The sequence below is a fragment of the Burkholderia pulmonis genome (genome assembly GCF_984667975.1).
The window spans coordinates 504686-529311 of the sequence record NZ_OZ480186.1 but is presented as its reverse complement, the minus strand read 5'-3'; the positions used below and the strand labels follow the sequence as shown (position 1 = coordinate 529311).

Genomic DNA, 24626 nt, shown 5'->3' with positions numbered 1-24626 from the left:
TTCCTTCTACTCAGTGTGCAGCGGGCGACGTGCCCGCTGCGGGTTGGTTCGTCAGCGCGTCGACCACGCGCTCCATCTTCATGTACCGCGAGCCCTTCACGAGGACCGTCGCCTGCGCGCCGTAACCGGCCGCGAGCAGCGCCGACACGAGCGCGCCGACGTCGTCGAAATGGCGTGCGGTGTCGCCGTATGCGGTACACGCGTCGCGCGATGCGTCGCCGAGCGCGAACAGCGCGTCGATCCCGCGTTCGCGCGCATACGCGCCGATCTCGCGGTGGAAGGCCGGCCCTTCGTCGCCGACCTCGCCCATGTCGCCGATCACCAGCACGCGCGGCGCCGGATGCGCGGCGAGCACGTCGATCGCGGCCCGCATCGAATCGGGGTTCGCGTTGTACGTATCGTCGACGACCGTCGCGCCCGCGAGGCTGCCGGCGCTCGCCTGCTTCACCTGCAGCCGGCCCTTGACCGGTTCGAACGACTCGAGACCCTGCTTGATCGCCGACAGCGCAACACCGGCGCCCAGCGCCGCGGCCGTCGCGGCCAGCGCGTTGCGCGCGTTGTGCTCGCCGAGCGCACGCAACCGCACCGTGACGGCACCCGCCGGCGTGTCGATCGCGAGTTCGCCGCCGTGAAGGCGGCCGATGACCTGCGCGTCGTTCTGCCGGTCGGCGTCGTGCAGCGCGAAGTCGAGGATCCGGTTGCCGGTCGCCGCGACGCGCCAGATGCCGGCGTACGCATCGTCGGCCGGAAACACCGCGACGCCGTCCGGCGGCAGCGCATGGATTACGGCCGCATGTTCGAGCGCGACGGCTTCGACCGTCGCCATGAATTCCTGGTGCTCGCGCTGCGCGTTGTTGACGAGCGCGACCGTCGGCGCCGTGAGGCGCGCGAGGACTTCGGTTTCGCCCGGGTGGTTCATCCCGATCTCGATCACCGCGAGACGATGGGTGGCCGACAGGCGCAGCAGCGTCAGCGGCAGGCCGACGTCGTTGTTCAGGTTGCCGGCCGTCGCGAGCCGCGCGTCGGCGCCGACCGCCGCGGCGAAGATCGACGCGATCATTTCCTTGACGGTCGTCTTGCCGTTGCTGCCCGTCACCGCGACGAGCGGCAGCGGGAATCGCATGCGCCAGCCGTGCGCGAGCGCACCGAGCGCGGCACGCGTTTCGCCGCCCTCGATCGTCGGCATCGCGACGCCGGCCGGCACGTGCGCGACGAGCGCCGCGGCAACCCCACGCGCGGCGACATCGCCGAGGAAGTCGTGCGCGTCGAAGCGCTCGCCCTTCAGCGCGACGAACAGGTCGCCCGGGCCGGCCGTGCGGCTGTCCGTCGACACGCGGTCGAACGCGACGCCCGCGTCGCCGTGGACGGTTGCGCCGGGAATCAGGCGCGCGGCTTCGCCGAGACTGAGCATCGTCATTCGCCGCCTCCCTTGCCGTGCGTCGCGCGCGCGGCGAGTGCGAGTCGCGCGTGATCCTGGTCCGAGAACGTGCGTTTCTTGCCCATGATTTCCTGCGTGGCCTCGTGGCCCTTGCCGGCCAGCACGACGACATCCTCGCGTGCAGCGCCGCGCACGGCCTGCAGGATCGCGCTCGCACGATCCTCGATGCGGCGTGCGCGATCGGGCGCGGTCATGCCCGCGACGATCTGGTCGATGATGCGCTGCGGATCTTCGCTGCGCGGGTTGTCGCTCGTGACGACGGTTTCGTCGGCGAGCCGCTCCGCGATCGCGCCCATCAACGGACGCTTCGTCGCATCGCGATCGCCGCCGCAGCCGAACATGCAGACGAGCCGGCCGCCGCGCGCCGTGGCGATCGGGCGCAGCGCGTCGAGCGTCTTTTCGAGCGCGTCGGGCGTGTGTGCGTAGTCGATCACGACCAGCGGTTCGTCGTTCTGCAGCCGGCCGCCGAGCCGCTGCATCCGGCCATTGACGGACTCGAGCCGCTCGATCTCGGCGAGCGCCGCATCGAACGGCACGTCGGCCGCGAGCAGCGAGCCGAGCACGGCGAGCAGGTTGCTGACGTTGAACGTGCCGAGCGTGCCGACTTCGACGTCCGCGTCGCCCCACGACGAATGCAGGCGGAATGCGGTGCCGGTCGCGGTCGCGCGCACGTCGAGTGCGACCAGTTCGCGATCGGCGTCCGGCGCCGGTGCGTCGCCGATCCCGTACGCGATCGTGCGCACGCGGCCGGCCAGTTTCTCGAGCAGGCGGCGGCCGGCTGCATCGTCGCGGTTGATCACCGCCGCGCGCAGGCCGCGCCATGCAAACAGCTTCGCCTTCGCGGCTTCGTACGCATCGAACGTGCCGTGATAGTCGAGGTGATCCTGCGTGAGGTTCGTAAACACCGCGACATCGAATGCCGTGCCGTTTACGCGACCCTGGTGCAGCGCGTGCGACGACACTTCCATCGCCACGGCCTTCGCGCCCGCGTCGCGCAACTGCGCAAGGCTGCGCTGAAGCTGCGACGCGTCGGGCGTCGTGAAACCGGTCGGCACGAGCTGGCCCGGCATGCCGGTGCCGAGCGTGCCGATCACCGCGCACGGCTGATGCAGCGCCGTCAGCGCAGCGGCGATCCACTGCGTGCACGACGTCTTGCCATTCGTGCCCGTGACACCGACCGCGAGCAGGCTGTCGCTCGGATCGCCATACCAGCCGCTTGCGATCTCGCCGGCGAGCTGGTCGAGTGCCGGCACCGCGAGCGCGACGGGCGCGACCGGCGCAGCGGCCAGCCCTTCCGGCTGATACAGCACGGCAGCCGCCCCGCGTGCGACGGCATCGGCAATGAAGGCGCGGTTGTCTGCCCCGTCGACCGCATATGCAACGAACACGTCGCCAGCCTTGAGGCTGCGCGTGTCGGCATGCAGTTGCGCCGCGGAGGCCACATGCTGACGCAGCCACGCAAGCGCGGCTGCGATCTGCTGATGCGCCGGATGGGAACTGCGGGCGGCGCTCATCGAACAACTCCTGGTGAATTACGCGTCGTGCTGGACACGATCATATGCTTCGCACCGGTCCCCGCGGCCAGCTTTTGCGGCCCTGGCGCGGCAGGTGCCGCCGGCGAATCGTCAGACACGACAAGCTGCTTGATCGGCATGTTCGGCGGCACGTTCAGCGCACGCATCGTGTCGCCGGCGATCGCCGAGAATACGGGGCCGGACACCTGGCCGCCGAAGTGGCTGCCGGCGGTCGGCTCGTCGACCGACACCGCGACGACGATACGCGGATTCGGCATCGGCGCCATCCCGACGAACGACGCGCGGTACTTGCGCGTGTAGCCGTGACCTTCGTGCTTGTACGCGGTACCGCTCTTGCCGCCGACGCGATAACCCGGCACGGCCGCATCCGGCGACGTGCCGCCCGGCGCGACCACCGTCTCGAGCATCGCGCGCACTTCGCGCGCGGTGTTCGCCGTGAACACCTGCGTGCCCACGACTGGCTGGTTGGGGTCGGTCTTGAAAATGGTCACGGGCATCAGTTCGCCGTCGTGCGCGATCGCCGTGTACGCACGCGCGAGCTGGAACAGCGACACCGACAGGCCATAGCCGTACGACATCGTCGCCTGCTCGATGCGGCGCCAGCTCTTCCACGGACGCAGGCGGCCGGCCACCGCGCCCGGGAACCCGACCTTCGGCGCCTGGCCGAGGCCGATGCTCGTATACATGTCCCACATTTCCTCGGGCCGCATCGTCATCGCGATCTTCGTCGCGCCGATGTTGCTCGACTTCTGGATCACGCCACCGACCGTCAGCGTGCCGAAGCCCGCGTCGTCGGTGATCGGCGCGCCGTCGAGCACGAAATGCCCGTTGCCCGTTTCGACGAGCGTGTTCGGCGTCACGCGGTGCAGGTCGAGCGCGAGCGACACCGTGAACGGCTTCATGATCGAGCCCGGCTCGAACACGTCGGTCATGATCCGGTTGCGCAGCTGCTCGCCCGTCATGCGCGAACGGTCGTTCGGGTTGTACGTCGGGTAGTTGACGAGCGCGAGCACTTCACCGGTCCGCACGTCGACGACCATCGCCGCGCCGGCCTTCGCCTTGAACTTGTCGACGGCAGCCTTCAGGTTCGCGTACGCGATGTACTGGATCTTGCTGTCGATCGACAGGTCGACGTCGGTGCCGTTGTGCGGCGGGATCTGCTCGGCGACGTCCTCGATGATGTGCCCCATCCGGTCCTTGATCACGCGACGCACGCCCGACGTGCCGGACAGCAGCTTCTGGTCGCCGAGCTCGACGCCTTCCTGCCCTTCGTCCTCGACGTTCGTGAAGCCGATCAGGTGAGCGGTGATCTCGCCTTCCGGATAGAAACGCTTGTATTCGTTGCGCTGATAGATACCGGGAATGTCGAGCGCGGCGACCTTGTCCGCGACGTCGATCGGCACCTGGCGCTTCACATAGACGAAACCCTTGTCTTCCGACAGCTTCACGCGCAATTCCTTCGGCGTCATGCCGAGGAGCTTGCCGAGCTGGTTGACCTTGTCGGCGTCGAGATCGTCCGGCACCGCGTCGGGAATCGCCCAGATCGCGCGCACGGGCAGGCTCGTCGCGAGCACGAGCCCGTTACGGTCGAGGATCTTGCCGCGCGTCGCAGGCAGCTCGATCGTGCGCTGGTAGCGGCTTTCGCCCTGCTTCTGGTAGAACGCGTTGCCGGGCCCCTGGATCCAGAACGCCCGCGCGGCGAGCGCGACGAACGCCATGAACAGCATGAACACGACGAGCTTCGAGCGCCACATCGGCAGGTGCACGCCCAGCACGGGGCTCGACGAGAACTTCACGTTCTGGCGCTTCTGGGACGGCTTCATCGCGCGCCTCCCTTGCCCTTGCCTGCCGTATCGGCCGAAGCCGGGATCGGTGCGTCGATCGCCTTCACGGCGCCCGGCGGCAGCGTCAGGTATTGCGTGCGGCCGGTCGAGATCGGCTGCATCTTCAGCGAATCGTTCGCGAGCTGCTCGATACGCGACGTCTTCGACAGCGCGCTCTGCTGATATTGAAGCTGCGCGTAATCCTGCTGGAGCTGACGCTCCTGCGACTGCGCGCGCTGCAGCTGGATGAAGATCTGGCGCTGCTGGTTCGTCGAATTGACGACCGACAGCGCGCAACCCATCACGATGATCAGCAGGAAGATATTGAAGCGGCTCATGGCGTGACGCGCTCCGCAATGCGCATCACGGCCGAGCGGGCGCGCGGATTCTCGGCGACTTCCGCGTCACTCGGAAACTGGCGGCTGACGATCTTGAGCGGCGGGCTCGGGAGGTCGACGGCGCGGATCGGCAGGCGACGATCGACCGCAGGCGCACTCGCGTGCGCCTGCATGAATCGTTTGACGATCCGGTCCTCGAGTGAATGAAAGCTGATGACCACCAGCCGCCCCCCTTGCTCCAGCAACGACAATGCCGCGTCTAGTACGACTTGCAGGTCCGCAAGCTCTTGATTGACGTGAATCCGTATAGCCTGAAAGGTGCGGGTTGCCGGATCCTTGCCCTTCTCACGGGTTTTGACGACGTGACCCACGATTTGGGCAAGCTCGCCCGTGGTGTCGAGAGGCCCAAGACGGTCGGACTCTGCCCGGCGAGCAACAAGCGCCTTTGCAATCTGAAAAGCAAACCGTTCTTCCCCATAATCCCGTATCACCTCCGTCAATTCCTGCACCGAAGCCCGCGCGAGCCATTCGGCCGCCGACTCGCCACGCGTCGGATCCATTCGCATGTCCAGCGGACCATCGGCGCGGAAGCTGAAGCCGCGCGCCGGATCGTCCACCTGCGGCGAGGACACGCCCAGGTCCAGCAACACACCCGACACCTTCTCGACGCCGCGCGCCGCAAGCGCGTCGCGCATCGATGCAAAGCTGTCATGCACGATCGAGAAGCGCGCATCCTCGATGCCCTGCGCCGTCTCGATCGCCCTCGGATCCTTGTCGAACGCGATCAGCCGTCCGGCCTGCGCCAGCCGCGCGAGCACCGCGCGGCTATGACCGCCCCGCCCGAACGTACCGTCGACGTACACGCCGTCCGGCCGCGTCACGAGCGACTCGACCGCCTCATCCAACAGCACCGTCCGATGCCGCAATTCATTTCCCATCGCGGGCGTCTCCGTCACCGCAATCAGAACGTGAAATTCTTCAGCGCGTCGGGCATGCCCTGCGCCATCGCCGCCTGCTCCTTCGCGTTGTAGGTCTGCGAATCCCACAGCTCGAAGTGACTACCCATTCCCAGCAACATGACTTCCTTTTCCAGTCCGGCCGCCATACGCAGCTCGGGCGATACAAGAATCCGGCCCGCGCTGTCGAGATCGACGTCCATCGCATTGCCGAGAAAAATTCGCCGCCACCAGTGCGCGTCCATCGGCAGCGCGGCGATCTTGGCGCGGAATACTTCCCATTCGGGGCGCGGAAACAGCAACAGGCAGCCGTCCGGGTGCTTGGTCACAGTCACCCGTCCTTCTGCCTGTCCTTGCAGCGCTTCGCGATAGCGAGCCGGCACCGACATCCGCCCTTTCGCATCGAGCGTCAGCGCCGACGCCCCTTGGAACACTTTCCGCTCTCCCGTTCAGGGCACCGAAGCACCCGCCCAATGCTGAGAATTTAGCCGGAACAGCCTGCTAAATCACACAAAAATACACTTTCTCACACTGTCTCCCACTTTAGAGGAAGGGTGTGGCACGGTCAAGGGAGCGGCCCGCTTTTTTGACGAATTTTGTTAGTTAGAACAAGGACTTACGCGCACATGCTCATGCGACCCCTCATTCCAAAAACCGTTATAAATGAATGAGCTAGTGCAACTTGTGAAGGTGATACGTGAGAAAGGCGGGCCAGACGGGCGTGCGGACGGGGCTTTCGGGGGCGGGAAAACGAGGAGTAAGCGGGCGGTATCGGGGGTGGCGAACCGGGGCGACGTCCCACGCCGCCCCGGCCCGAATCTCAGAGATAGTACGCAGTGCTGGTCATGACTTTCGACGCGGCGCGCATCAGCATCCGCGCGGGCAACGGCAGCTCGATGCCGCCGGCGTCGGTCGCAGCCTTGCCGTGCTTCACCTCGTCGATCCGCATCTGGTCGACGATCGCGCGCGACGCGGCATCGGTCGCGGGCAGCTCGGACATATGGCCTTCCAGGTGATTCTCGACCTGCCGCTCGGTCTCGGCCATGAAGCCGAGGCTGACCTTGTCGCCGAGCGTGCCGGCTGCCACGCCGATCGCGAGCGCGCCGGCGTACCACAGCGGGTTCAGCAGGCTCGGGCGCGAGTCGAGCTCCTTCAGGCGGTGTGCGGTCCACGCGAGGTGATCCTCCTCCTCGCGCGCAGCCTCCTCGAACATCGCCTTCGCCGACGCCGTGCGCGCGGTGAGCTTCTGCGCCTGGTAAAGCGCCTGCGCACAGACCTCGCCGACGTGATTCACGCGCATCAGCCCGGCAGCGTGCGTCCGCTCCGCGGGCGTCAGCTCGACGTCCGGCGCGGCGGCCGGCACGGGCACCGGCCGGCTCATCCGGCTAATGCCGGTCAGCGATCGCAGGCCGCGATCGAATTCGCTGATCAGTTCATCCAACACCATCTTTTCTCCTGGCTGCAGGTGCCGCCGCGCGCGGCAGGGGCACGAGTCCGCTGCGTAACCGACTTGATAATTCAGCGGAAATTGCGGTTAACCCGTGATTTTAACCATTGTTGCATAAAGGAAACATGCCGACCTTGAGGTGCAGCATTTCGCTTTGTGGCAAAAATCGGCTTTGCTACATTACGTGCGACTTCTTGCGAAGTTGATGGGGCCCGTCAACAGAACATAACTATCCGCCCCGCCAAAAAAATTCAGTGATTCTTGGAGATCCGTTAATGAAAAAGTCGCTTCTCGCGCTCGTCGCGCTGGGTGCGTTCGCTGGCGCTGCCCATGCGCAAAGCAGCGTGACGCTTTACGGCATCATCGATGAAGGCCTGCTCTTCAACAACAACGCAGGCGGCAAGCACCTGTACAGCATGGCCAGCGGCGTCATGCAAGGCAGCCGCTTCGGCCTGCGCGGCACCGAAGACCTCGGTGGCGGCCTGAAGGCGATCTTCACCCTCGAAAACGGTTTCGACGTGAACAGCGGCAAGCTCGGTCAGGGCGGCCTGATGTTCGGTCGCCAGGCTTACGTCGGCCTGTCGAGCCCGTACGGTACGGTCACGCTAGGTCGCCAGTACGACTCCGTCGTCGACTTCGTCGGCCCGCTCGAGGCAGGCGACCAGTGGGGCGGCTACATCGCTGCTCACCCGGGCGATCTCGACAACTTCAACAACGCCTACCGCGTGAACAACGCGGTCAAGTTCACGAGCAACACGTACGGCGGCTTCTCGTTCGGCGGCTTGTACAGCTTCGGCGGTCAGGCAGGCCAGTTCTCGAAGAACCAGGTCTGGTCGCTCGGCGCAGGCTACAACAACGGCCCGCTGGTCTTGGGCGTCGGCTACTTGAACGCACGCACGCCGAACCAGTTCGGCGGCATGTTCAACAACGGTTCGGCATCGGCATCGGTCTCGTCGCCGGTCTACGGCACGTACGCGAACAACGCGAACACGTACCAGGTCATCGGTGCGGGCGGCGCCTACACGTTCGGCGCAGCGACAGTCGGTGCGACGTACTCGAACACGAAGTTCAAGGGCTTCTCGGCAGGCCCGTTCGTGAGCCAGTCCGCGACGTTCAACAACGCCGAACTCAACTTCAAGTATCAGTTGACCCCGGCACTGCTCGTCGGCGCAGCATACGACTACACGCAAGGCAGCAAGATCAACGGCAGCTCGGCAGCCAAGTACCATCAGGGCTCGCTGGGCGTCGACTACTTCCTGTCGAAGCGCACCGACGTGTACGCGATCGGCGTGTACCAGCACGCATCGGGCAATGTGCTCGACGCGGACGGCAACGTGATCCAGGCAACCGCATCGATCAACGGCCTCACCGGCTCGAGCACCAGCAACCAGGTCGCAGCGCGCATCGGTATCCGTCACAAGTTCTAATCAGCTTGCCTGACAAGCCGCAGCATATTGAAGGCGCCTTCGGGCGCCTTTTTCTTTTCTGGTGCGGGGCAATGCCGGCTTGTGGCGCGCGGCGGGTTGGCGGGTTGGCGGGTTGGCGGGTTGGCGGGTTGGCGGGTTGGCGGGTTGGCGGGTTGGCGGGTTGGCGGGTTGGCGGATCGCAGTGCGCGCGCATCCCGGCGCGCCGCTTCCGTCGCCCGCGTCGCCCGGTTGAAACATCAGACTGCCGGCAGCCGCAGAAAGCCGCCGCTCCCGATCATCCTCCGGCAGTTGCCAACAAAAAAGCCCGGCACAGGCCGGGCTTTTTCGTTCAACCGTATCGTTACGCGCGTCCGTCGCGCAGTTCGCGCCGCAGGATCTTGCCGACGTTCGTTTTCGGCAGCTCCGTGCGGAACTCGACGAGCTTCGGCCGCTTGTACCCGGTGAGCCGCTCCTTGCAGTAGGCAAGGATGTCCTTGTCGGTCAGCGCCGGGTCCTTTTTCACGACGAACAGCTTCACGGCTTCGCCGGAATGCTCGTCCGGCACGCCGACCGCCGCCACCTCGAACACGCCCGGATGCGACGCCACGACGTCCTCGACTTCGTTCGGATACACGTTGAAGCCGGACACGAGAATCATGTCCTTCTTCCGGTCGACGATCTTCACGTAACCGCGTGCGTCCATCACGCCGACGTCACCCGTCTTGAAGAAGCCGTCCGGAAACATGACCTTCGCGGTCTCGTCCGGCCGGTTCCAGTAGCCGGCCATCACCTGCGGCCCGCGGATACAGATCTCGCCGGGCTCGCCGAGCGCCACGTCGTTGCCGGCATCGTCGCGGATCGCGACTTCAGTCGACGGCAGCGGCAAGCCGATCGTCCCGCTGTACTCGGTTGCCGTCACGGGGTTGCAGGTCGCCACCGGCGACGTTTCGGACAGCCCGTAGCCCTCGATGATCGCGGTACGGGTCTTTTCATACCAGCGCTTCGCGACACCCTCCTGGATCGCCATGCCGCCGCCGTTGGCGATCACGAGCTTCGACAGGTCGAGCTGATTGAATTCGGGATGGTTCAGCAGCGCGTTGTACAGCGTGTTGACCGCCGGAATCGTCGAGATCTGGTAGCCCTTCAGCTCCTTGATCATGCCGGCGATGTCGCGCGGATTCGGGATCAGGATGCCCATGCCGCCCGTCCGCATCGTCAGGAAACCGCAGACCGTCAGCGCGAACACGTGATACAGCGGCAGCGCGACGACCGTCACGAACTGTTTCACGTCCGGGTACTTCTCATGCGCCGGCTGGTGCCATGCGCCGGCCTGCAGCACATTCGACACGATGTTCCGGTGCAGCAGCGTCGCGCCCTTCGCGACGCCGGTCGTACCGCCCGTGTATTGCAGGAACGCGACGTCTTCGGGGCCGATCTTCTGCGCCTTGAACGCCTGCCGCGCACCTTCCGACAGCGCAGCCTTGAAGCGCGTGAACGACGGCAGCTGCCACGCGGGCACCATCTTCTTCACGTTGCGCACGACGTAATTGACGAGCCACCCCTTGATGCCCAGCAGGTCGCCCATCGATGCGACGACGACATGCTTGACAGCCGTATTGGCAATGACGGCCTGCAGCGTCGACGCGAAATTCTCGAGGATGACGATTGCCTCCGCACCGCTGTCCTTCAGCTGATGCTCGAGCTCGCGCGGCGTATAGAGCGGGTTGACGTTGACGACGGTATAACCCGCACGCAGCACCGCAGCGATCGTTACCGGGTACTGCAGCACGTTCGGCATCATGATCGCGACGCGCGCCCCGCGGGCGAGGCCGCGGGATTGCAGCCAGGCACCGAACTGGCGCGACAGCTTGTCGAGTTCGCCATATGTGATGCCCTTGCCCATGCAGACGAACGCAGTGCGGTCGCGATACTGCCGGAAGCTTTCGTCGAGCAGGTCCGGGACAGAGGGATAAGAAGACGCGTCAATTTCGGCTGGAACGCCGGGGGGGTACGATTTCAGCCAAATTTTGTCCATACTGCGCGTCTCCTCACAGATTTTCGAATGGTCGTGCTAAAACGCATCGTAACGGCTCCCCCGCCCCGAGACAACAGGGTTAGATGTCCACTTCGAACTTCCGCATCGATTCGTCCGATCATACGGTGATATTCGATCAAATTCGCTCAACTTCCACAAGACAATCGTAAAACGTCGCCGAATTGCCCAGATCGGTCAGCGCCTGGCTCGTGACCTCGTTCGCGTTCCTGCCGTCCGGCGACAGCTTCTTCCACCAGATCGACAACCCGACGACGAGCCCTGCACGCGCGCGGTCGGTAATTCGCGCGAGCGCCTGCATCGAGCCGCGGTCGTTGAAGATGCGGACGACGTCGCCCTCTGCGATGCCGCGCGCGTCGGCATCGGACGGATGCATGTCGAGATGCGGCTCGCCCTCCGTCGTACGCAGGCTGTCGACGTTCACGAACGTGCTGTTCAGGAAATGGCGGGCCGGTGGCGAAATCATTGCGAGCGGATAGCGTGCGGCGAGCTCGGGCGCAGCTTCGGCCGATTCGAACGGCGGCAGGTAGTCGGGAACGGGATCCATACCCATCTGCTCGAGCCGCGGGCTGTAAAACTCGCACTTGCCCGATGGCGTGCGGAAACCGCCATTCGCGAACGGCGCGTCCGGCAGCTTGAGTTTCAGCCAACCTTCCCGCTTCAGCGTGTCCCAGTCACTGTCGAGCGCCGGATCGTCCCAGCGAAGCGCCGCGCGTGCGACCTCTTCGTCGCTTTCGTACAGCGCGGGCTCGTCGAGCCCCATGCTGCGGGCGATGCCGCGGAAGATCTCCGTATTCGGCCGCGCGTCTCCCACCGGCGAAATCGACGGCAGATTCGCCATCACGTAGGTATGGCCGTACGATTTATGCACATCCAGGTGTTCGAGCTGCGTGGTCGCCGGCAGGACAATGTCGGCGAAATCGACCGTATCTGTCTTGAAATGTTCGAGAACGACCGTAAACAGATCGTCACGCGCAAATCCCGCTGCGACCTTCGAGGAATCCGGCGCGACCGCCACCGGGTTCGAGTTGTACACGATCATCGCCTCGACTTTCGGCCCGAACGTCGCATCCCCCGGGTGCAGCAGCGCGTCGCCGATCGCGTTCATGTTGATGATGCGCGGCAGCCGATGCGGCCAGCCCGGCATCAGGTCGGGGCGCAGCAGCGCCGTCTGGTTGACCGGTGCGGACTCGGATGACGACAGCAACAGCCCGCCGGCCCGATCGCGCCACGCCCCCGTCAGCGCAGGCAGGCTCGCAATCGCCCGCACGGCATTGCCGCCACCACGAACGCGCTGCATGCCGTAGTTGAGGCGGATCGATGCCTTGCGGGTCGCGCCGTAGCGACGCGCAAGATCGATCAGTTCCGACACGTCGATACCGCAGATCTGCGCAACGCGCTCCGGCGGATAGGACATTGCACGTGCCTTGAGCACTTCGAAGCCGAGCGTGTGGTCGGTGATGTAGGCGTGATCGAGCAGGTTTTCGGTAATCAGCACATGCATCATGCCGAGCGCAAATGCGCCGTCGGTACCGGGCTTCAGTGCGATGTGCTGATGGCACTTCTCCGCGGTCAGCGAACGATACGGGTCGATCGCGACAAGACGCGCGCCACGACGCTTCGCTTCCTGCGCACGCGTCCAGAAATGCAGGCTCGACGCGATCGGGTTCGCGCCCCATATCAGAATCAGCTCGCTTTCCTCGAAGTGTTCGAGGTGCATGCCGAGGCTGCCGCCATACGTGTATCGCAACCCTGCCGCACCGGCCGCCGCACAAATCGTACGCTCCAGCCGCGATGCGCCCAGCTTGTGGAAGAACCGTTGGGCGATGCCCTCGCCCTGCACGAGCCCCATCGTTCCCGCGTAGCTGTACGGCACGATCGCTTCCGGCGCGCGCGCGGCGATTTCACCGAGGCGGCGCCCGATCTCGTCGAGCGCCTCGCTCCAGCTGATCGCGACGAAGCGCCCTTCTCCCTTCGCGCCGACGCGCTTGAGCGGAACTGTGAGGCGATCGGGATGATGAACGCGATCCGCATATCGGCTGACTTTCGTGCACAGCACGCCTTGCGTCGGCGGATGGTCGGGGTCGCCCGTGACCTTGATTGCCTTGCCGTTCTCGACGGTCACGCGCATAGCGCACGTATCCGGACAATCATGCGGGCAAACGGCCCGGGCTACCTGGATGGCGGCGTTCATCGTTGTGAATGCAGAGATGGGGGTTCGCAAATTTTACGTGGACGCGCCGAATAAAGCGCTCATTTCGCACTGATTCCGAGCTATCTGACTGGCGGTCGAGTGGGGAAACGATTTGCCGTGGCGAGTGGAAAGCAGGTCACACGATCGCGCTTTCCGATAGGCTGCCGGAGGAGAACTGCCATCTGGGTCGAAGATGCGATCAGTAATCGATTGGAACGCGGGAAATACCGGCCATGGAGGAAATTCGGCACCGCTTTCGATTGATTGCGTTGGCGGGAAGGTGACGTCGGCAGCACCGGTCACATTGTGCCTGGCCACCGCGCACGCATTCCCGTCGCATCAATGCAAAAACCCCCGCCTTTTCGGGCGGGGGTTTCTGGCTTAGGGAGCCTGACGATTACCTACTTTCACACGGGAATCCGCACTATCATCGGCGTAGAGTCGTTTCACGGTCCTGTTCGGGATGGGAAGGGGTGGGACCGACTCGCTATGGTCATCAGGCAAAGAGGGTTGTTGTGCTGGCTTCGCAGCACAACCAATCTTGGAAGAAGCAGTAATTTGGTTGGGTTGTGAGGTTGTATCTCACACATATGCGGTACTTCAACCGCAGTACATCGAGCGCCTTGCACTCGATGCTCGACATTCGTACAGCGCTGAAGCGCTAACGACTGTCGAGACAGACTTGTTATAGGATCAAGCCTTACGGGCAATTAGTATCAGTTAGCTGAACGCATTACTGCGCTTACACACCTGACCTATCAACGTCCTGGTCTCGAACGACCCTTCAAGGGGATCTAGTCCCCAGGGATATCTCATCTTAAGGCGAGTTTCCCGCTTAGATGCTTTCAGCGGTTATCTCTTCCGAACATAGCTACCCGGCGATGCCACTGGCGTGACAACCGGTACACCAGAGGTTCGTCCACTCCGGTCCTCTCGTACTAGGAGCAGCCCCCTTCAAATATCCAACGCCCACGGCAGATAGGGACCAAACTGTCTCACGACGTTTTAAACCCAGCTCACGTACCTCTTTAAATGGCGAACAGCCATACCCTTGGGACCGGCTACAGCCCCAGGATGAGATGAGCCGACATCGAGGTGCCAAACACCGCCGTCGATATGAACTCTTGGGCGGTATCAGCCTGTTATCCCCAGAGTACCTTTTATCCGTTGAGCGATGGCCCTTCCATACAGAACCACCGGATCACTATGACCTGCTTTCGCACCTGCTCGACTTGTCGGTCTCGCAGTTAAGCACGCTTATGCCATTGCACTATCAGCACGATTTCCGACCGTACCTAGCGTACCTTCGTACTCCTCCGTTACGCTTTGGGAGGAGACCGCCCCAGTCAAACTGCCTACCATGCACTGTCCCCGACCCGGATCACGGGCCAAGGTTAGAACCTCAAACAAACCAGGGTGGTATTTCAAGGACGGCTCCACCGAAACTAGCGTTCCGGTTTCATAGCCTCCCACCTATCCTACACAGATCGGTTCAAAGTCCAATGCAAAGCTACAGTAAAGGTTCATGGGGTCTTTCCGTCTAGCCGCGGGTAGATTGCATCATCACAAACACTTCAACTTCGCTGAGTCTCGGGAGGAGACAGTGTGGCCATCGTTACGCCATTCGTGCAGGTCGGAACTTACCCGACAAGGAATTTCGCTACCTTAGGACCGTTATAGTTACGGCCGCCGTTTACCGGGACTTCAATCAAGAGCTTGCACCCCATCATTTAATCTTCCGGCACCGGGCAGGCGTCACACCCTATACGTCCACTTTCGTGTTTGCAGAGTGCTGTGTTTTTATTAAACAGTCGCAGCCACCAGTTTATTGCAACCCCTTCACCCTCTGCCCGCAGGGGCATCAAGCTACAAGGGCGTACCTTATCCCGAAGTTACGGTACCAATTTGCCGAGTTCCTTCTCCCGAGTTCTCTCAAGCGCCTTAGAATACTCATCTCGCCCACCTGTGTCGGTTTGCGGTACGGTCATTGTTAAACTGAAGCTTAGAGGCTTTTCTTGGAACCACTTCCAATTGCTTCGCTCCCTAAGGAGCTCGCGCCACACCCTTGAATTCCGCGCCCGGATTTGCCTAAGCGCCTTCTCCAATGCAGCGACCGGGACTTCCAACACCCGGACAACCTTCCGCGATCCGTCCCCCCATCGCATTTAACAATGGTGCAGGAATATTGACCTGCTTCCCATCAGCTACGCATTTCTGCCTCGCCTTAGGGGCCGACTCACCCTACGCCGATGAACGTTGCGTAGGAAACCTTGGGCTTACGGCGAGGGGGCCTTTCACCCCCTTTATCGCTACTCATGTCAGCATTCGCACTTCCGATACCTCCAGCACGCTTTTCAACGCACCTTCGCAGGCTTACGGAACGCTCTCCTACCATGCGTGCAAAGCACGCATCCGCAGCTTCGGTATATAGCTTAGCCCCGTTACATCTTCCGCGCAGGACGACTCGATCAGTGAGCTATTACGCTTTCTTTAAAGGATGGCTGCTTCTAAGCCAACCTCCTGACTGTTTTAGCCTTCCCACTTCGTTTCCCACTTAGCTATATTTGGGGACCTTAGCTGGCGGTCTGGGTTGTTTCCCTCTTGACACCGGACGTTAGCACCCGATGTCTGTCTCCCGTGATTGCACTCTTCGGTATTCGGAGTTTGCTATGGCGGGGTAATCTGCAATAGACCCCCCAACCATGACAGTGCTCTACCCCCGAAGGTGAGACACGAGGCACTACCTAAATAGTTTTCGGAGAGAACCAGCTATTTCCAAGTTTGTTTAGCCTTTCACCCCTATCCACAGCTCATCCCCTAACTTTTCAACGTTAGTGGGTTCGGACCTCCAGTACGTGTTACCGCACCTTCATCCTGGCCATGGATAGATCACTTGGTTTCGGGTCTACGCCCAGCAACTGAACGCCCTATTCGGACTCGCTTTCGCTACGCCTGCCCTATACGGTTAAGCTTGCTACTGAACGTAAGTCGCTGACCCATTATACAAAAGGTACGCCGTCACCCCTTTCGAGGCTCCGACTGTTTGTATGCATGCGGTTTCAGGATCTATTTCACTCCCCTCCCGGGGTTCTTTTCACCTTTCCCTCACGGTACTGGTTCACTATCGGTCGATCACGAGTATTTAGCCTTGGAGGATGGTCCCCCCATCTTCAGACAGGATTTCACGTGTCCCGCCCTACTTATCGTACACTTAGTTCTTTCATACTGTTTTCGCCTACGGGGCTATCACCCGCTATGGCCGCACTTTCCAGAGCGTTCGGCTAACAATACAAATAAAGAGTACAAGGCTCATCCCATTTCGCTCGCCACTACTTTGGGAATCTCGGTTGATTTCTTTTCCTGCGGTTACTTAGATGTTTCAGTTCACCGCGTTCGCTTCACATAGCCTATGTATTCAGCTATGGATACTCCAAAAGGAGTGGGTTTCCCCATTCGGACATCTACGGATCAAAGCTTGTTTGCCAGCTCCCCGTAGCTTTTCGCAGGCTACCGCGTCCTTCATCGCCTGTGATCGCCAAGGCATCCACCACATGCACTTGTTCGCTTGACCCTATAACGAGTCTGTCTCGTTACAGGTTGAGTTCTCGCATTTGTGCCGTATTCCAATTGAGCCGAACATTAAGTTCGAATCATCTTGAGATACATCGATACAATCACAACCCGGATAGTTTTCACGTCCATCTCATAGACGCTTCCGCTATCCAAATTACTTACTTCTTCCAGATTGTTAAAGAACGACAGCCGATATGGTGTTACTCATATCACTCTGACTGGCTCAATCGCCAATGACAAAGACTCGAACATCGCTTCGTTCGAACGCTTGTCATTGAAGATTGGTGGAGGCAGACGGGATCGAACCGACGACCCCCTGCTTGCAAAGCAGGTGCTCTCCCAGCTGAGCTATGCCCCCATGTACAGGTATCCTCAGGTGTACCGCCAGATAAGACGGTGGTGGGTCTGGTTGGATTCGAACCAACGACCCCCGCCTTATCAAGACGGTGCTCTAACCGACTGAGCTACAGACCCCTGAGTCTGTCTTTAATTTACAGCCGATAAGCGTGAGCGCTCAACTTTGCGAGAAGCTCTAGAAAGGAGGTGATCCAGCCGCACCTTCCGATACGGCTACCTTGTTACGACTTCACCCCAGTCATGAATCCTACCGTGGTGACCGTCCTCCTTGCGGTTAGACTAGCCACTTCTGGTAAAACCCACTCCCATGGTGTGACGGGCGGTGTGTACAAGACCCGGGAACGTATTCACCGCGGCATGCTGATCCGCGATTACTAGCGATTCCAGCTTCATGCACTCGAGTTGCAGAGTGCAATCCGGACTACGATCGGTTTTCTGGGATTAGCTCCCCCTCGCGGGTTGGCAACCCTCTGTTCCGACCATTGTATGACGTGTGAAGCCCTACCCATAAGGGCCATGAGGACTTGACGTCATCCCCACCTTCCTCCGGTTTGTCACCGGCAGTCTCCTTAGAGTGCTCTTGCGTAGCAACTAAGGACAAGGGTTGCGCTCGTTGCGGGACTTAACCCAACATCTCACGACACGAGCTGACGACAGCCATGCAGCACCTGTGTATCGGTTCTCTTTCGAGCACTCCCACCTCTCAGCAGGATTCCGACCATGTCAAGGGTAGGTAAGGTTTTTCGCGTTGCATCGAATTAATCCACATCATCCACCGCTTGTGCGGGTCCCCGTCAATTCCTTTGAGTTTTAATCTTGCGACCGTACTCCCCAGGCGGTCAACTTCACGCGTTAGCTACGTTACTAAGGAAATGAATCCCCAACAACTAGTTGACATCGTTTAGGGCGTGGACTACCAGGGTATCTAATCCTGTTTGCTCCCCACGCTTTCGTGCATGAGCGTCAGTATTGGCCCAGGGGGCTGCCTTCGCCATCGGTATTCCTCCACATCTCTACGCATTTCACTGCTACACGTGGAATTCTACCCCCCTCTGCCATACTCTAGCTTGCCAGTCACCAATGCAGTTCCCAGGTTGAGCCCGGGGATTTCACATCGGTCTTAACAAACCGCCTGCGCACGCTTTACGCCCAGTAATTCCGATTAACGCTCGCACCCTACGTATTACCGCGGCTGCTGGCACGTAGTTAGCCGGTGCTTATTCTTCCGGTACCGTCATCCCCCGACCGTATTAGGGCCAAGGATTTCTTTCCGGACAAAAGTGCTTTACAACCCGAAGGCCTTCTTCACACACGCGGCATTGCTGGATCAGGCTTTCGCCCATTGTCCAAAATTCCCCACTGCTGCCTCCCGTAGGAGTCTGGGCCGTGTCTCAGTCCCAGTGTGGCTGGTCGTCCTCTCAGACCAGCTACTGATCGTCGCCTTGGTAGGCCTTTACCCCACCAACTAGCTAATCAGCCATCGGCCAACCCTATAGCGCGAGGCCCGAAGGTCCCCCGCTTTCATCCATAGATCGTATGCGGTATTAATCCGGCTTTCGCCGGGCTATCCCCCACTACAGGACATGTTCCGATGTATTACTCACCCGTTCGCCACTCGCCACCAGGTGCAAGCACCCGTGCTGCCGTTCGACTTGCATGTGTAAGGCATGCCGCCAGCGTTCAATCTGAGCCAGGATCAAACTCTTCAGTTTAAACCTGTTACTGTTTTCGGTTCAGTTAAGAACCGGTCGCTCACTCAAAGCTGACAGGAATATGAATCACTTCATAAACCTGACTTACTTTAGTGTGAGACTCTTGATACTTTCGCTATCTGATCCGAGGATCAGCTCGCTTCCATCAAGCGCCCACACTTATCGGCTGTTAATTTTTAAAGAGCATTTCTGCGAGAAACTTCGTGTTTCTCAGCAGCGCTGCGTTTTCAGCAGCAGAGAAGCGAGATTATGAACCGTGTTTCGCAGCTCGTCAACAACTTTTTACACTACATCGTTGCGACTGCGGGGTTCAACTTCCGTACCGCCGAGGTCGTTACCACCAAGCCTCAACAGCACTGCTTCCCTTCCTCTCGCGCCGCGTTTCCGTTAGCGCGAAAGAGGCGTGATTCTAAGCATCCGCCCGCGTCTCCGCAAGCCCCTTTGTGAAGAAAGTTTGAAAAAACCCTCGTGCGCTGACGCGCACGAGGGCTTGGGGTTCGGCGGGCCTGGCGATCGTGTCGGCAACCAGGGTCAACCAGTTGCCGGACGCCTGCCGCAACACTGCGCGATCAGCGGTGCTTGAACGCCGGCTTCCGCTTCTCGACGAATGCAGCCATCCCTTCCTTCTGGTCCTCGGTCGCGAACAGCGAGTGGAACAGCCGGCGCTCGAAGTGGACACCCTCAGCCAGCGTCGTCTCGTACGCGCGGTTCACCGACTCCTTGACCATCATGACCGCCGGCAGCGAGAACTCGGCGATCGTCGTCGCGGCGGCAATCGCCTCATCGAGCAGCTTGTCTGCGGGCAGCACGCGCGACACGAGTCCGGCACGCTCAGCCTCGGCGGCGTCCATGAAGCGCGCGGTCAGGCACATGTCCATCGCCTTCGCCTTCGACACCGCACGCGGCAGACGCTGCGTCCCACCAGCACCCGGCATGACGCCTAGCTTGATTTCCGGTTGACCGAACTTGGCTGTGTCCGCTGCAAAGATGATGTCGCACATCATCGCGAGCTCGCAGCCGCCGCCCAGCGCAAAGCCCGAAACCGCAGCAATGATCGGCTTGCGGATCTCGCGGACCGTCTCCCAGTTGCGCGTGATGTAGTCGCCCCGGTAAACATCCATATAGGAGTAGGTCGCCATCATGCCGATGTCCGCGCCGGCGGCGAACGCCTTCTCGCTCCCGGTCACGACGATCGCGCCGATGGCGTCGTCCGCATCGAACGCCTTCAGCGCAGCGCCCAACTCATCCATCAGCGCGTCGTTCAGCGCATTCAGCGCCTTCGGACGGTTCAGCGTCACCAGACCGACACGCCCCCGGGTCTCCACCAGGATGTTCTCGTAAGCCATCTATTTCTCCTCGATCAATGAAATGAGAAACGCCTCGCACATGCGAATAGTTTGATGCTACCATTCTCCGACCAACCGGTCGGTTAATTAATCGGTCCAACCCCTCTCAACGTTCATCAGGCCGCCGCCATGACCCATGCACTGTTCACGAAGCACGAAGACACGCTGAAGCACGCACTCGCCGCCATCGAGAGCCGCGGGTACTGGAGTCCGTTCGCCGAAATGCCGAGTCCCAAAGTGTACGGGGAAAGCGCAAGCGCCGACGGCGAAGCCGCGTTCAAGTCGCACCTCGACAAGACCTTCGCGCTCGACCAGCCGGCGTCCGGAGAAACGGTCGGCGCAGAGCGCTCGCCGTACGGCATCGCACTGGGCATCCGGTATCCGAAGTCGACGCCCGACGCACTGATCGCTGCTGCTGCCGCCGCGCAACGCGCATGGCGCGAAGCCGGCCCGAGCGCCTGGATCGGCGTCAGCCTCGAAATCCTCGCCCGCCTGAATCGTGCGAGCTTCGAAATCGCCAACAGCGTGATGCACACCACCGGGCAGGCCTTCATGATGGCGTTCCAGGCCGGCGGCCCGCACGCACAGGACCGCGCACTCGAGGCAGTCGCCTATGCGTGGGACGAACTGCGCCGCATCCCGGCCGACGCGCACTGGGAAAAGCCGCAAGGCAAGAACCCGCCGCTCGCGATGCACAAGCGCTATACGATCGTGCCGCGCGGCACCGGACTCGTGCTCGGCTGCTGCACGTTCCCGACCTGGAACGGCTACCCGGGCCTGTTCGCCGATCTGGCAACCGGTAATACCGTGATCGTCAAACCGCATCCGGGCGCGATCCTGCCGCTCGCCATCACGGTCCGGATCGCCCGCGACGTGCTGCGCGAAGCCGGGTTCGACCCGAACGTCGTCACGCTTCTCGCGACCGAACCCAACGACGGCGCCCTCGTCCAGGATCTCGCGTTGCGCCCGGAGATCAAGCTGATCGACTTCACCGGCAGCACGCAGAACGGCACGTGGCTCGAACGCCATGCGCACCAGGCCCAGGTCTATACCGAGAAGGCCGGCGTCAACCAGATCGTGATCGACTCGACCGACGACCTGAAGGCCGCCGCCAAGAACATCGCGTTCTCGCTGGCGCTGTACTCCGGCCAGATGTGCACGGCACCGCAAAACATTTACGTGCCGCGCGACGGCATCCGCACGGCTGACGGCCATGCGAGCTTCGATGAAGTCGCGCAAGCCATCGCGGTTGCCGTGCAAAAGCTCACCGGCGACCCGGCACGCTCGGTCGAACTGATCGGCGCGATCCAGAACGACGGCGTGACCGCGCGCATCGACGACGCGCGCAAGCTCGGCCGCGTGCTCGCCGACAGCGTGACCCTCCAGCACCCCGCCTTCCCCGATGCACGCGTGCGCACGCCGCTCGTGCTGCAACTCGACGTGGCCGATCGCGAGAAGTTCACGCAGGAGTGGTTCGGCCCGATCTCGTTCGTGATCGCGACCGACTCGACCGCGCAGTCGCTCGATCTCGCCGGTGCAATCGCGGCGGAACATGGCGCGCTGACCCTCTCCGTCTACAGCACCGACGACGCGATCGTCGAGGCCGCGCACGAAGCGGCGGTGCGCGGTGGCGTCGCGCTGTCGATCAACCTGACGGGCGGCGTATTCGTCAACCAGTCGGCAGCGTTCTCCGACTTCCACGGCACGGGCGCGAACCCGGCAGCCAACGCAGCGCTGGCCGACCCGGCGTTCGTCGCCAACCGCTTCCGCGTGGTGCAAAGCCGCGTCCATGTTGCCCCGAAGGCAGTACCTGCGGAAGCCGGCCAGACGGCATAACCCGAATGGCCGACGTGCAAACGCCGCCACGTTCTCTACCATGAACGAATCCGCCACCCGGCGGGTTCGTTGCTCATCGATACGCCCATGACAGACGCCTACATCTGCGACGCGATTCGCACCCCCATCGGCCGCTACGGCGGCGCCCTGAAGGATGTCCGCGCCGACGACCTCGGCGCAGTACCGCTCAAGGCGCTGATCGAGCGCAACCGAAACGTCGACTGGTCGGCAATCGACGACGTGATCTACGGCTGCGCGAACCAGGCCGGCGAGGACAACCGCAACGTTGCACGCATGTCGGCGCTGCTCGCAGGCCTGCCGACCGACGTGCCGGGCACGACGCTGAACCGGCTGTGCGGCTCCGGGATGGACGCGATCGGCACGGCTGCGCGCGCGATCAAGGCGGGCGAAGCACGCCTGATGATCGCAGGCGGCGTCGAGAGCATGACGCGCGCACCGTTCGTGATGGGCAAGGCCACGAGCGCATTCGCACGCCAGGCCGACATCTTCGATACGACGATCGGCTGGCGCTTCGTCAATCCGCTGATGAAACAGCTGCACGGCGTCGATTCGATGCCGGAGACAGCCGAGAACGTCGCGGTCGACTACCGCATCAGCCGTGCCGACCAGGATCTGTTCGCGTTGCGCAGCCAGCAGAAGGCCGCACGGGCTCAGCAGGACGGCACGCTGGCTGAAGAAATCGTCGCAGTCACGATTCCACAGAAGAAAGGCGATCCGGTGATCGTGTCGCGCGACGAGCATCCGCGCGAGACGTCGCTCGAAGCGCTCGCGAAGCTGAAGGGCGTCGTGCGTCCGGACGGCTCGGTGACGGCCGGCAACGCGTCGGGCGTCAACGACGGCGCATGCGCGCTGCTGCTCGCCAATGCGCAGGCAGCCGACCAGTATGGCCTGCGCCGCCGCGCGCGCGTCGTCGGCATGGCGACCGCCGGCGTCGAGCCGCGCGTAATGGGCATCGGCCCCGCGCCGGCCACGCAGAAACTGCTGCGCCAGCTCGGCATGAGCATCGACCAGTTCGACGTGATCGAACTGAACGAGGCGTTCGCGTCGCAAGGTCTCGCGGTGCTCCGCATGCTCGGCGTCGCCGACGATGATCCACGCGTGAATCCGAACGGCGGCGCAATTGCCCTGGGGCACCCGCTCGGCGCCTCGGGCGCCCGGCTCGTGACCACGGCGCTGCATCAACTCGAGCGGACGGGCGGCCGCTTCGCGCTCTGTACGATGTGCATCGGCGTCGGCCAGGGCATCGCGATCGCGATCGAACGCGTGTAACCCACGCGCCGCGCGCCTATAACGAAGTCATGAAGGAGACACTGCATGTCCTATCAGGCGATTCAGCTGGATATCGATCAGGCCGCGCGCGTGGCCACGGTCACCCTCAACCGCCCCGACAAGCTGAACAGCTTCACGCGGGCAATGCATCGCGAACTGCAGTCGGCACTCGATGAAGTCGAGGCGGCCGGTGCACGCGCGCTGATTCTGACGGGTGCGGGGCGCGGCTTCTGTGCGGGCCAGGACCTGGCCGACCTCGACTTCACGCCGGGTGCGTCCACCGACCTCGGCACGCTGATCGACGAGCATTTCAATCCACTGATTCGCCGCCTGCAGCGTTTGCCGATTCCAGTGATCGCCGCCGTCAACGGCACGGCGGCCGGCGCGGGCGCAAATCTCGCGCTTGCGTGCGACCTCGTATTCGCCGCCCGCTCCAGCAGTTTCATCCAGGCGTTCGTCAAGATCGGGCTCGTGCCCGATTCCGGCGGCACGTGGCTCCTGCCGCAACGCGTCGGCATGGCGCGCGCACTGGGGCTCGCGCTGACCGGCGACAAACTCGGCGCCGAACAGGCAGAACAGTGGGGCCTGATCTGGCGTGCGGTCGACGACGACGCACTCGTCGCAACGGTTCGTCAGCTCGCCACCCAGCTCGCGCAGCAACCGACGCTCGCGATCGCGTCGATCAAGCAATCGATGCGGGACAGCGTCACGAACACGCTCGACCAGCAGCTCGACCTGGAACGCGACCTGCAGCGCAAGCTCGGCCAGTCGCACGACTACACGGAAGGCGTGAAGGCATTCATCGAGAAGCGCGCGCCGCGCTTCGAGGGGCATTGACATGACGAACACCACCGCCACGCTCGATCCCGATTCGCTGGCCCGCGCCACGGCACAGGCCATGTACGACGCCGACGCCTGCAGCCGCGCGTTCGGCATGGAAATCGCCGAAGTTCGCGCCGGCTACGCCCGCCTGCAGATGCGCGTGCGGCCCGAGTTCCTGAACGGCCACCAGACCTGCCACGGCGGGATCATCTTCACGCTCGCCGATTCGACATTCGCGTTCGCGTGCAACTCGTACAACGTGAATACGGTCGCAGCCGGCTGCTCGATCGAATTCCTGCGCCCGGTGCACGGCGGCGACATGCTGACGGCCGAGGCGATCGAACAGGCGCTCGCCGGCCGCCACGGCATCTACGACATCCGCGTCACGAACCAGACAGGCGAAACGGTCGCGATGTTTCGCGGCAAATCCGCCCAGATCAAGGGCACGGTCATTCCTGAAGACCGCTGACGTCGACGGCTCGCACATAAAAAACACTGGA

15 protein-coding genes, 2 tRNA genes and 3 rRNA genes are annotated in these 24626 nt (G+C 62.5%); 5 read left to right on the top strand and 15 right to left on the bottom strand.

Annotation, left to right across the window (positions count from 1 at the left end; genetic code table 11):
• Positions 1 to 10: 10 nt before the first annotated feature.
• The 7 genes from AC5LXK_RS02515 to coq7 all read right to left on the bottom strand — a co-directional run bounded on the left by AC5LXK_RS02515 (position 11) and on the right by coq7 (position 7537).
• On the bottom strand, positions 11 to 1417 hold the full coding sequence (locus AC5LXK_RS02515) for a UDP-N-acetylmuramoyl-tripeptide--D-alanyl-D-alanine ligase (RefSeq protein WP_493390171.1): 1407 nt from the start codon (positions 1415 to 1417) through the stop codon (positions 11 to 13).
• A complete protein-coding gene (locus AC5LXK_RS02510) occupies positions 1414 to 2952 on the bottom strand; it encodes a UDP-N-acetylmuramoyl-L-alanyl-D-glutamate--2,6-diaminopimelate ligase (RefSeq protein WP_493390170.1) in 1539 nt (512 codons plus the stop codon). The genes AC5LXK_RS02515 and AC5LXK_RS02510 overlap by 4 nt, the downstream gene beginning before the upstream one ends.
• Entirely contained in the window at positions 2949 to 4796 is a 1848-nt protein-coding gene (locus AC5LXK_RS02505) for a peptidoglycan D,D-transpeptidase FtsI family protein (RefSeq protein WP_493390169.1), read from the bottom strand. Before AC5LXK_RS02505 ends, AC5LXK_RS02510 begins: the two co-directional genes overlap by 4 nt.
• On the bottom strand, positions 4793 to 5134 hold the full coding sequence (ftsL, locus tag AC5LXK_RS02500; RefSeq protein WP_493390168.1) for a cell division protein FtsL: 342 nt from the start codon (positions 5132 to 5134) through the stop codon (positions 4793 to 4795). Before ftsL ends, AC5LXK_RS02505 begins: the two co-directional genes overlap by 4 nt.
• Complete coding sequence (gene rsmH, locus AC5LXK_RS02495; RefSeq protein ID WP_493390167.1) at positions 5131 to 6072, bottom strand: 16S rRNA (cytosine(1402)-N(4))-methyltransferase RsmH; 942 nt, start codon at positions 6070 to 6072, stop codon at positions 5131 to 5133. The genes ftsL and rsmH overlap by 4 nt, the downstream gene beginning before the upstream one ends.
• Before the next feature lie 23 nt (positions 6073 to 6095).
• Complete coding sequence (gene mraZ, locus AC5LXK_RS02490) at positions 6096 to 6524, bottom strand: division/cell wall cluster transcriptional repressor MraZ (RefSeq protein ID WP_006487094.1); 429 nt, start codon at positions 6522 to 6524, stop codon at positions 6096 to 6098.
• A 386-nt stretch (positions 6525 to 6910) separates the two neighbouring features.
• Positions 6911 to 7537, bottom strand: a complete 627-nt coding sequence (gene coq7, locus AC5LXK_RS02485; protein WP_493390166.1) for a 2-polyprenyl-3-methyl-6-methoxy-1,4-benzoquinone monooxygenase — start codon at positions 7535 to 7537, stop codon at positions 6911 to 6913.
• Positions 7538 to 7812: 275 nt separating this feature from the next.
• Between coq7 and AC5LXK_RS02480 the strand changes: the two genes are divergently transcribed.
• Positions 7813 to 8964, top strand: coding sequence for a porin (locus tag AC5LXK_RS02480; RefSeq protein ID WP_493390165.1), 1152 nt, complete (start codon positions 7813 to 7815; stop codon positions 8962 to 8964).
• A 340-nt stretch (positions 8965 to 9304) separates the two neighbouring features.
• On the opposite strand, the gene AC5LXK_RS02475 is transcribed toward AC5LXK_RS02480, so the two are convergent.
• From AC5LXK_RS02475 to AC5LXK_RS02440, 8 genes are all read right to left on the bottom strand, one after another.
• The gene (locus tag AC5LXK_RS02475) at positions 9305 to 10978 is read right to left on the bottom strand and encodes a long-chain fatty acid--CoA ligase (RefSeq protein WP_493390164.1); all 1674 of its coding nucleotides are present in this window, start codon (positions 10976 to 10978) and stop codon (positions 9305 to 9307) included.
• 136 nt (positions 10979 to 11114) lie between these two features.
• Positions 11115 to 13190, bottom strand: coding sequence for a molybdopterin-containing oxidoreductase family protein (locus AC5LXK_RS02470; protein WP_493390163.1), 2076 nt, complete (start codon positions 13188 to 13190; stop codon positions 11115 to 11117).
• Positions 13191 to 13578: 388 nt separating this feature from the next.
• Positions 13579 to 13691 (bottom strand): 5S ribosomal RNA (gene rrf, locus AC5LXK_RS02465).
• Positions 13692 to 13879: 188 nt separating this feature from the next.
• Positions 13880 to 16761, bottom strand: a 23S ribosomal RNA gene (locus AC5LXK_RS02460).
• Positions 16762 to 17045: 284 nt separating this feature from the next.
• Positions 17046 to 17121, bottom strand: a tRNA-Ala gene (locus AC5LXK_RS02455).
• Between the two features lie 39 nt (positions 17122 to 17160).
• Positions 17161 to 17237, bottom strand: a tRNA-Ile gene (locus tag AC5LXK_RS02450).
• 62 nt (positions 17238 to 17299) lie between these two features.
• Positions 17300 to 18832: ribosomal RNA gene (locus AC5LXK_RS02445) — 16S ribosomal RNA — on the bottom strand.
• The 16S, 23S and 5S rRNA genes sit together here with 2 tRNA genes alongside, the layout of an rRNA operon.
• A gap of 569 nt (positions 18833 to 19401) precedes the next feature.
• Positions 19402 to 20178 (bottom strand): enoyl-CoA hydratase, encoded by a 777-nt coding sequence (locus AC5LXK_RS02440; protein ID WP_493390162.1) that lies wholly within the window; start codon positions 20176 to 20178, stop codon positions 19402 to 19404.
• Between the two features lie 129 nt (positions 20179 to 20307).
• Between AC5LXK_RS02440 and paaN the strand changes: the two genes are divergently transcribed.
• From paaN to paaI, 4 genes are all read left to right on the top strand, one after another.
• Positions 20308 to 22014, top strand: coding sequence for a phenylacetic acid degradation protein PaaN (gene paaN, locus AC5LXK_RS02435; RefSeq protein WP_493390161.1), 1707 nt, complete (start codon positions 20308 to 20310; stop codon positions 22012 to 22014).
• Positions 22015 to 22101: 87 nt separating this feature from the next.
• Positions 22102 to 23304, top strand: a complete 1203-nt coding sequence (gene pcaF / locus AC5LXK_RS02430) for a 3-oxoadipyl-CoA thiolase (protein WP_493390160.1) — start codon at positions 22102 to 22104, stop codon at positions 23302 to 23304.
• Positions 23305 to 23349: 45 nt separating this feature from the next.
• Positions 23350 to 24141 carry a 2-(1,2-epoxy-1,2-dihydrophenyl)acetyl-CoA isomerase PaaG gene (paaG, locus tag AC5LXK_RS02425; protein WP_493390159.1) on the top strand — a complete coding sequence of 264 codons (792 nt, stop codon included), beginning with the start codon at positions 23350 to 23352 and terminating at the stop codon, positions 24139 to 24141.
• Between the two features lies 1 nt (position 24142).
• Positions 24143 to 24595, top strand: coding sequence for a hydroxyphenylacetyl-CoA thioesterase PaaI (paaI, locus tag AC5LXK_RS02420; RefSeq protein WP_493390158.1), 453 nt, complete (start codon positions 24143 to 24145; stop codon positions 24593 to 24595).
• The last annotated feature ends 31 nt before the right edge of the window (positions 24596 to 24626 follow it).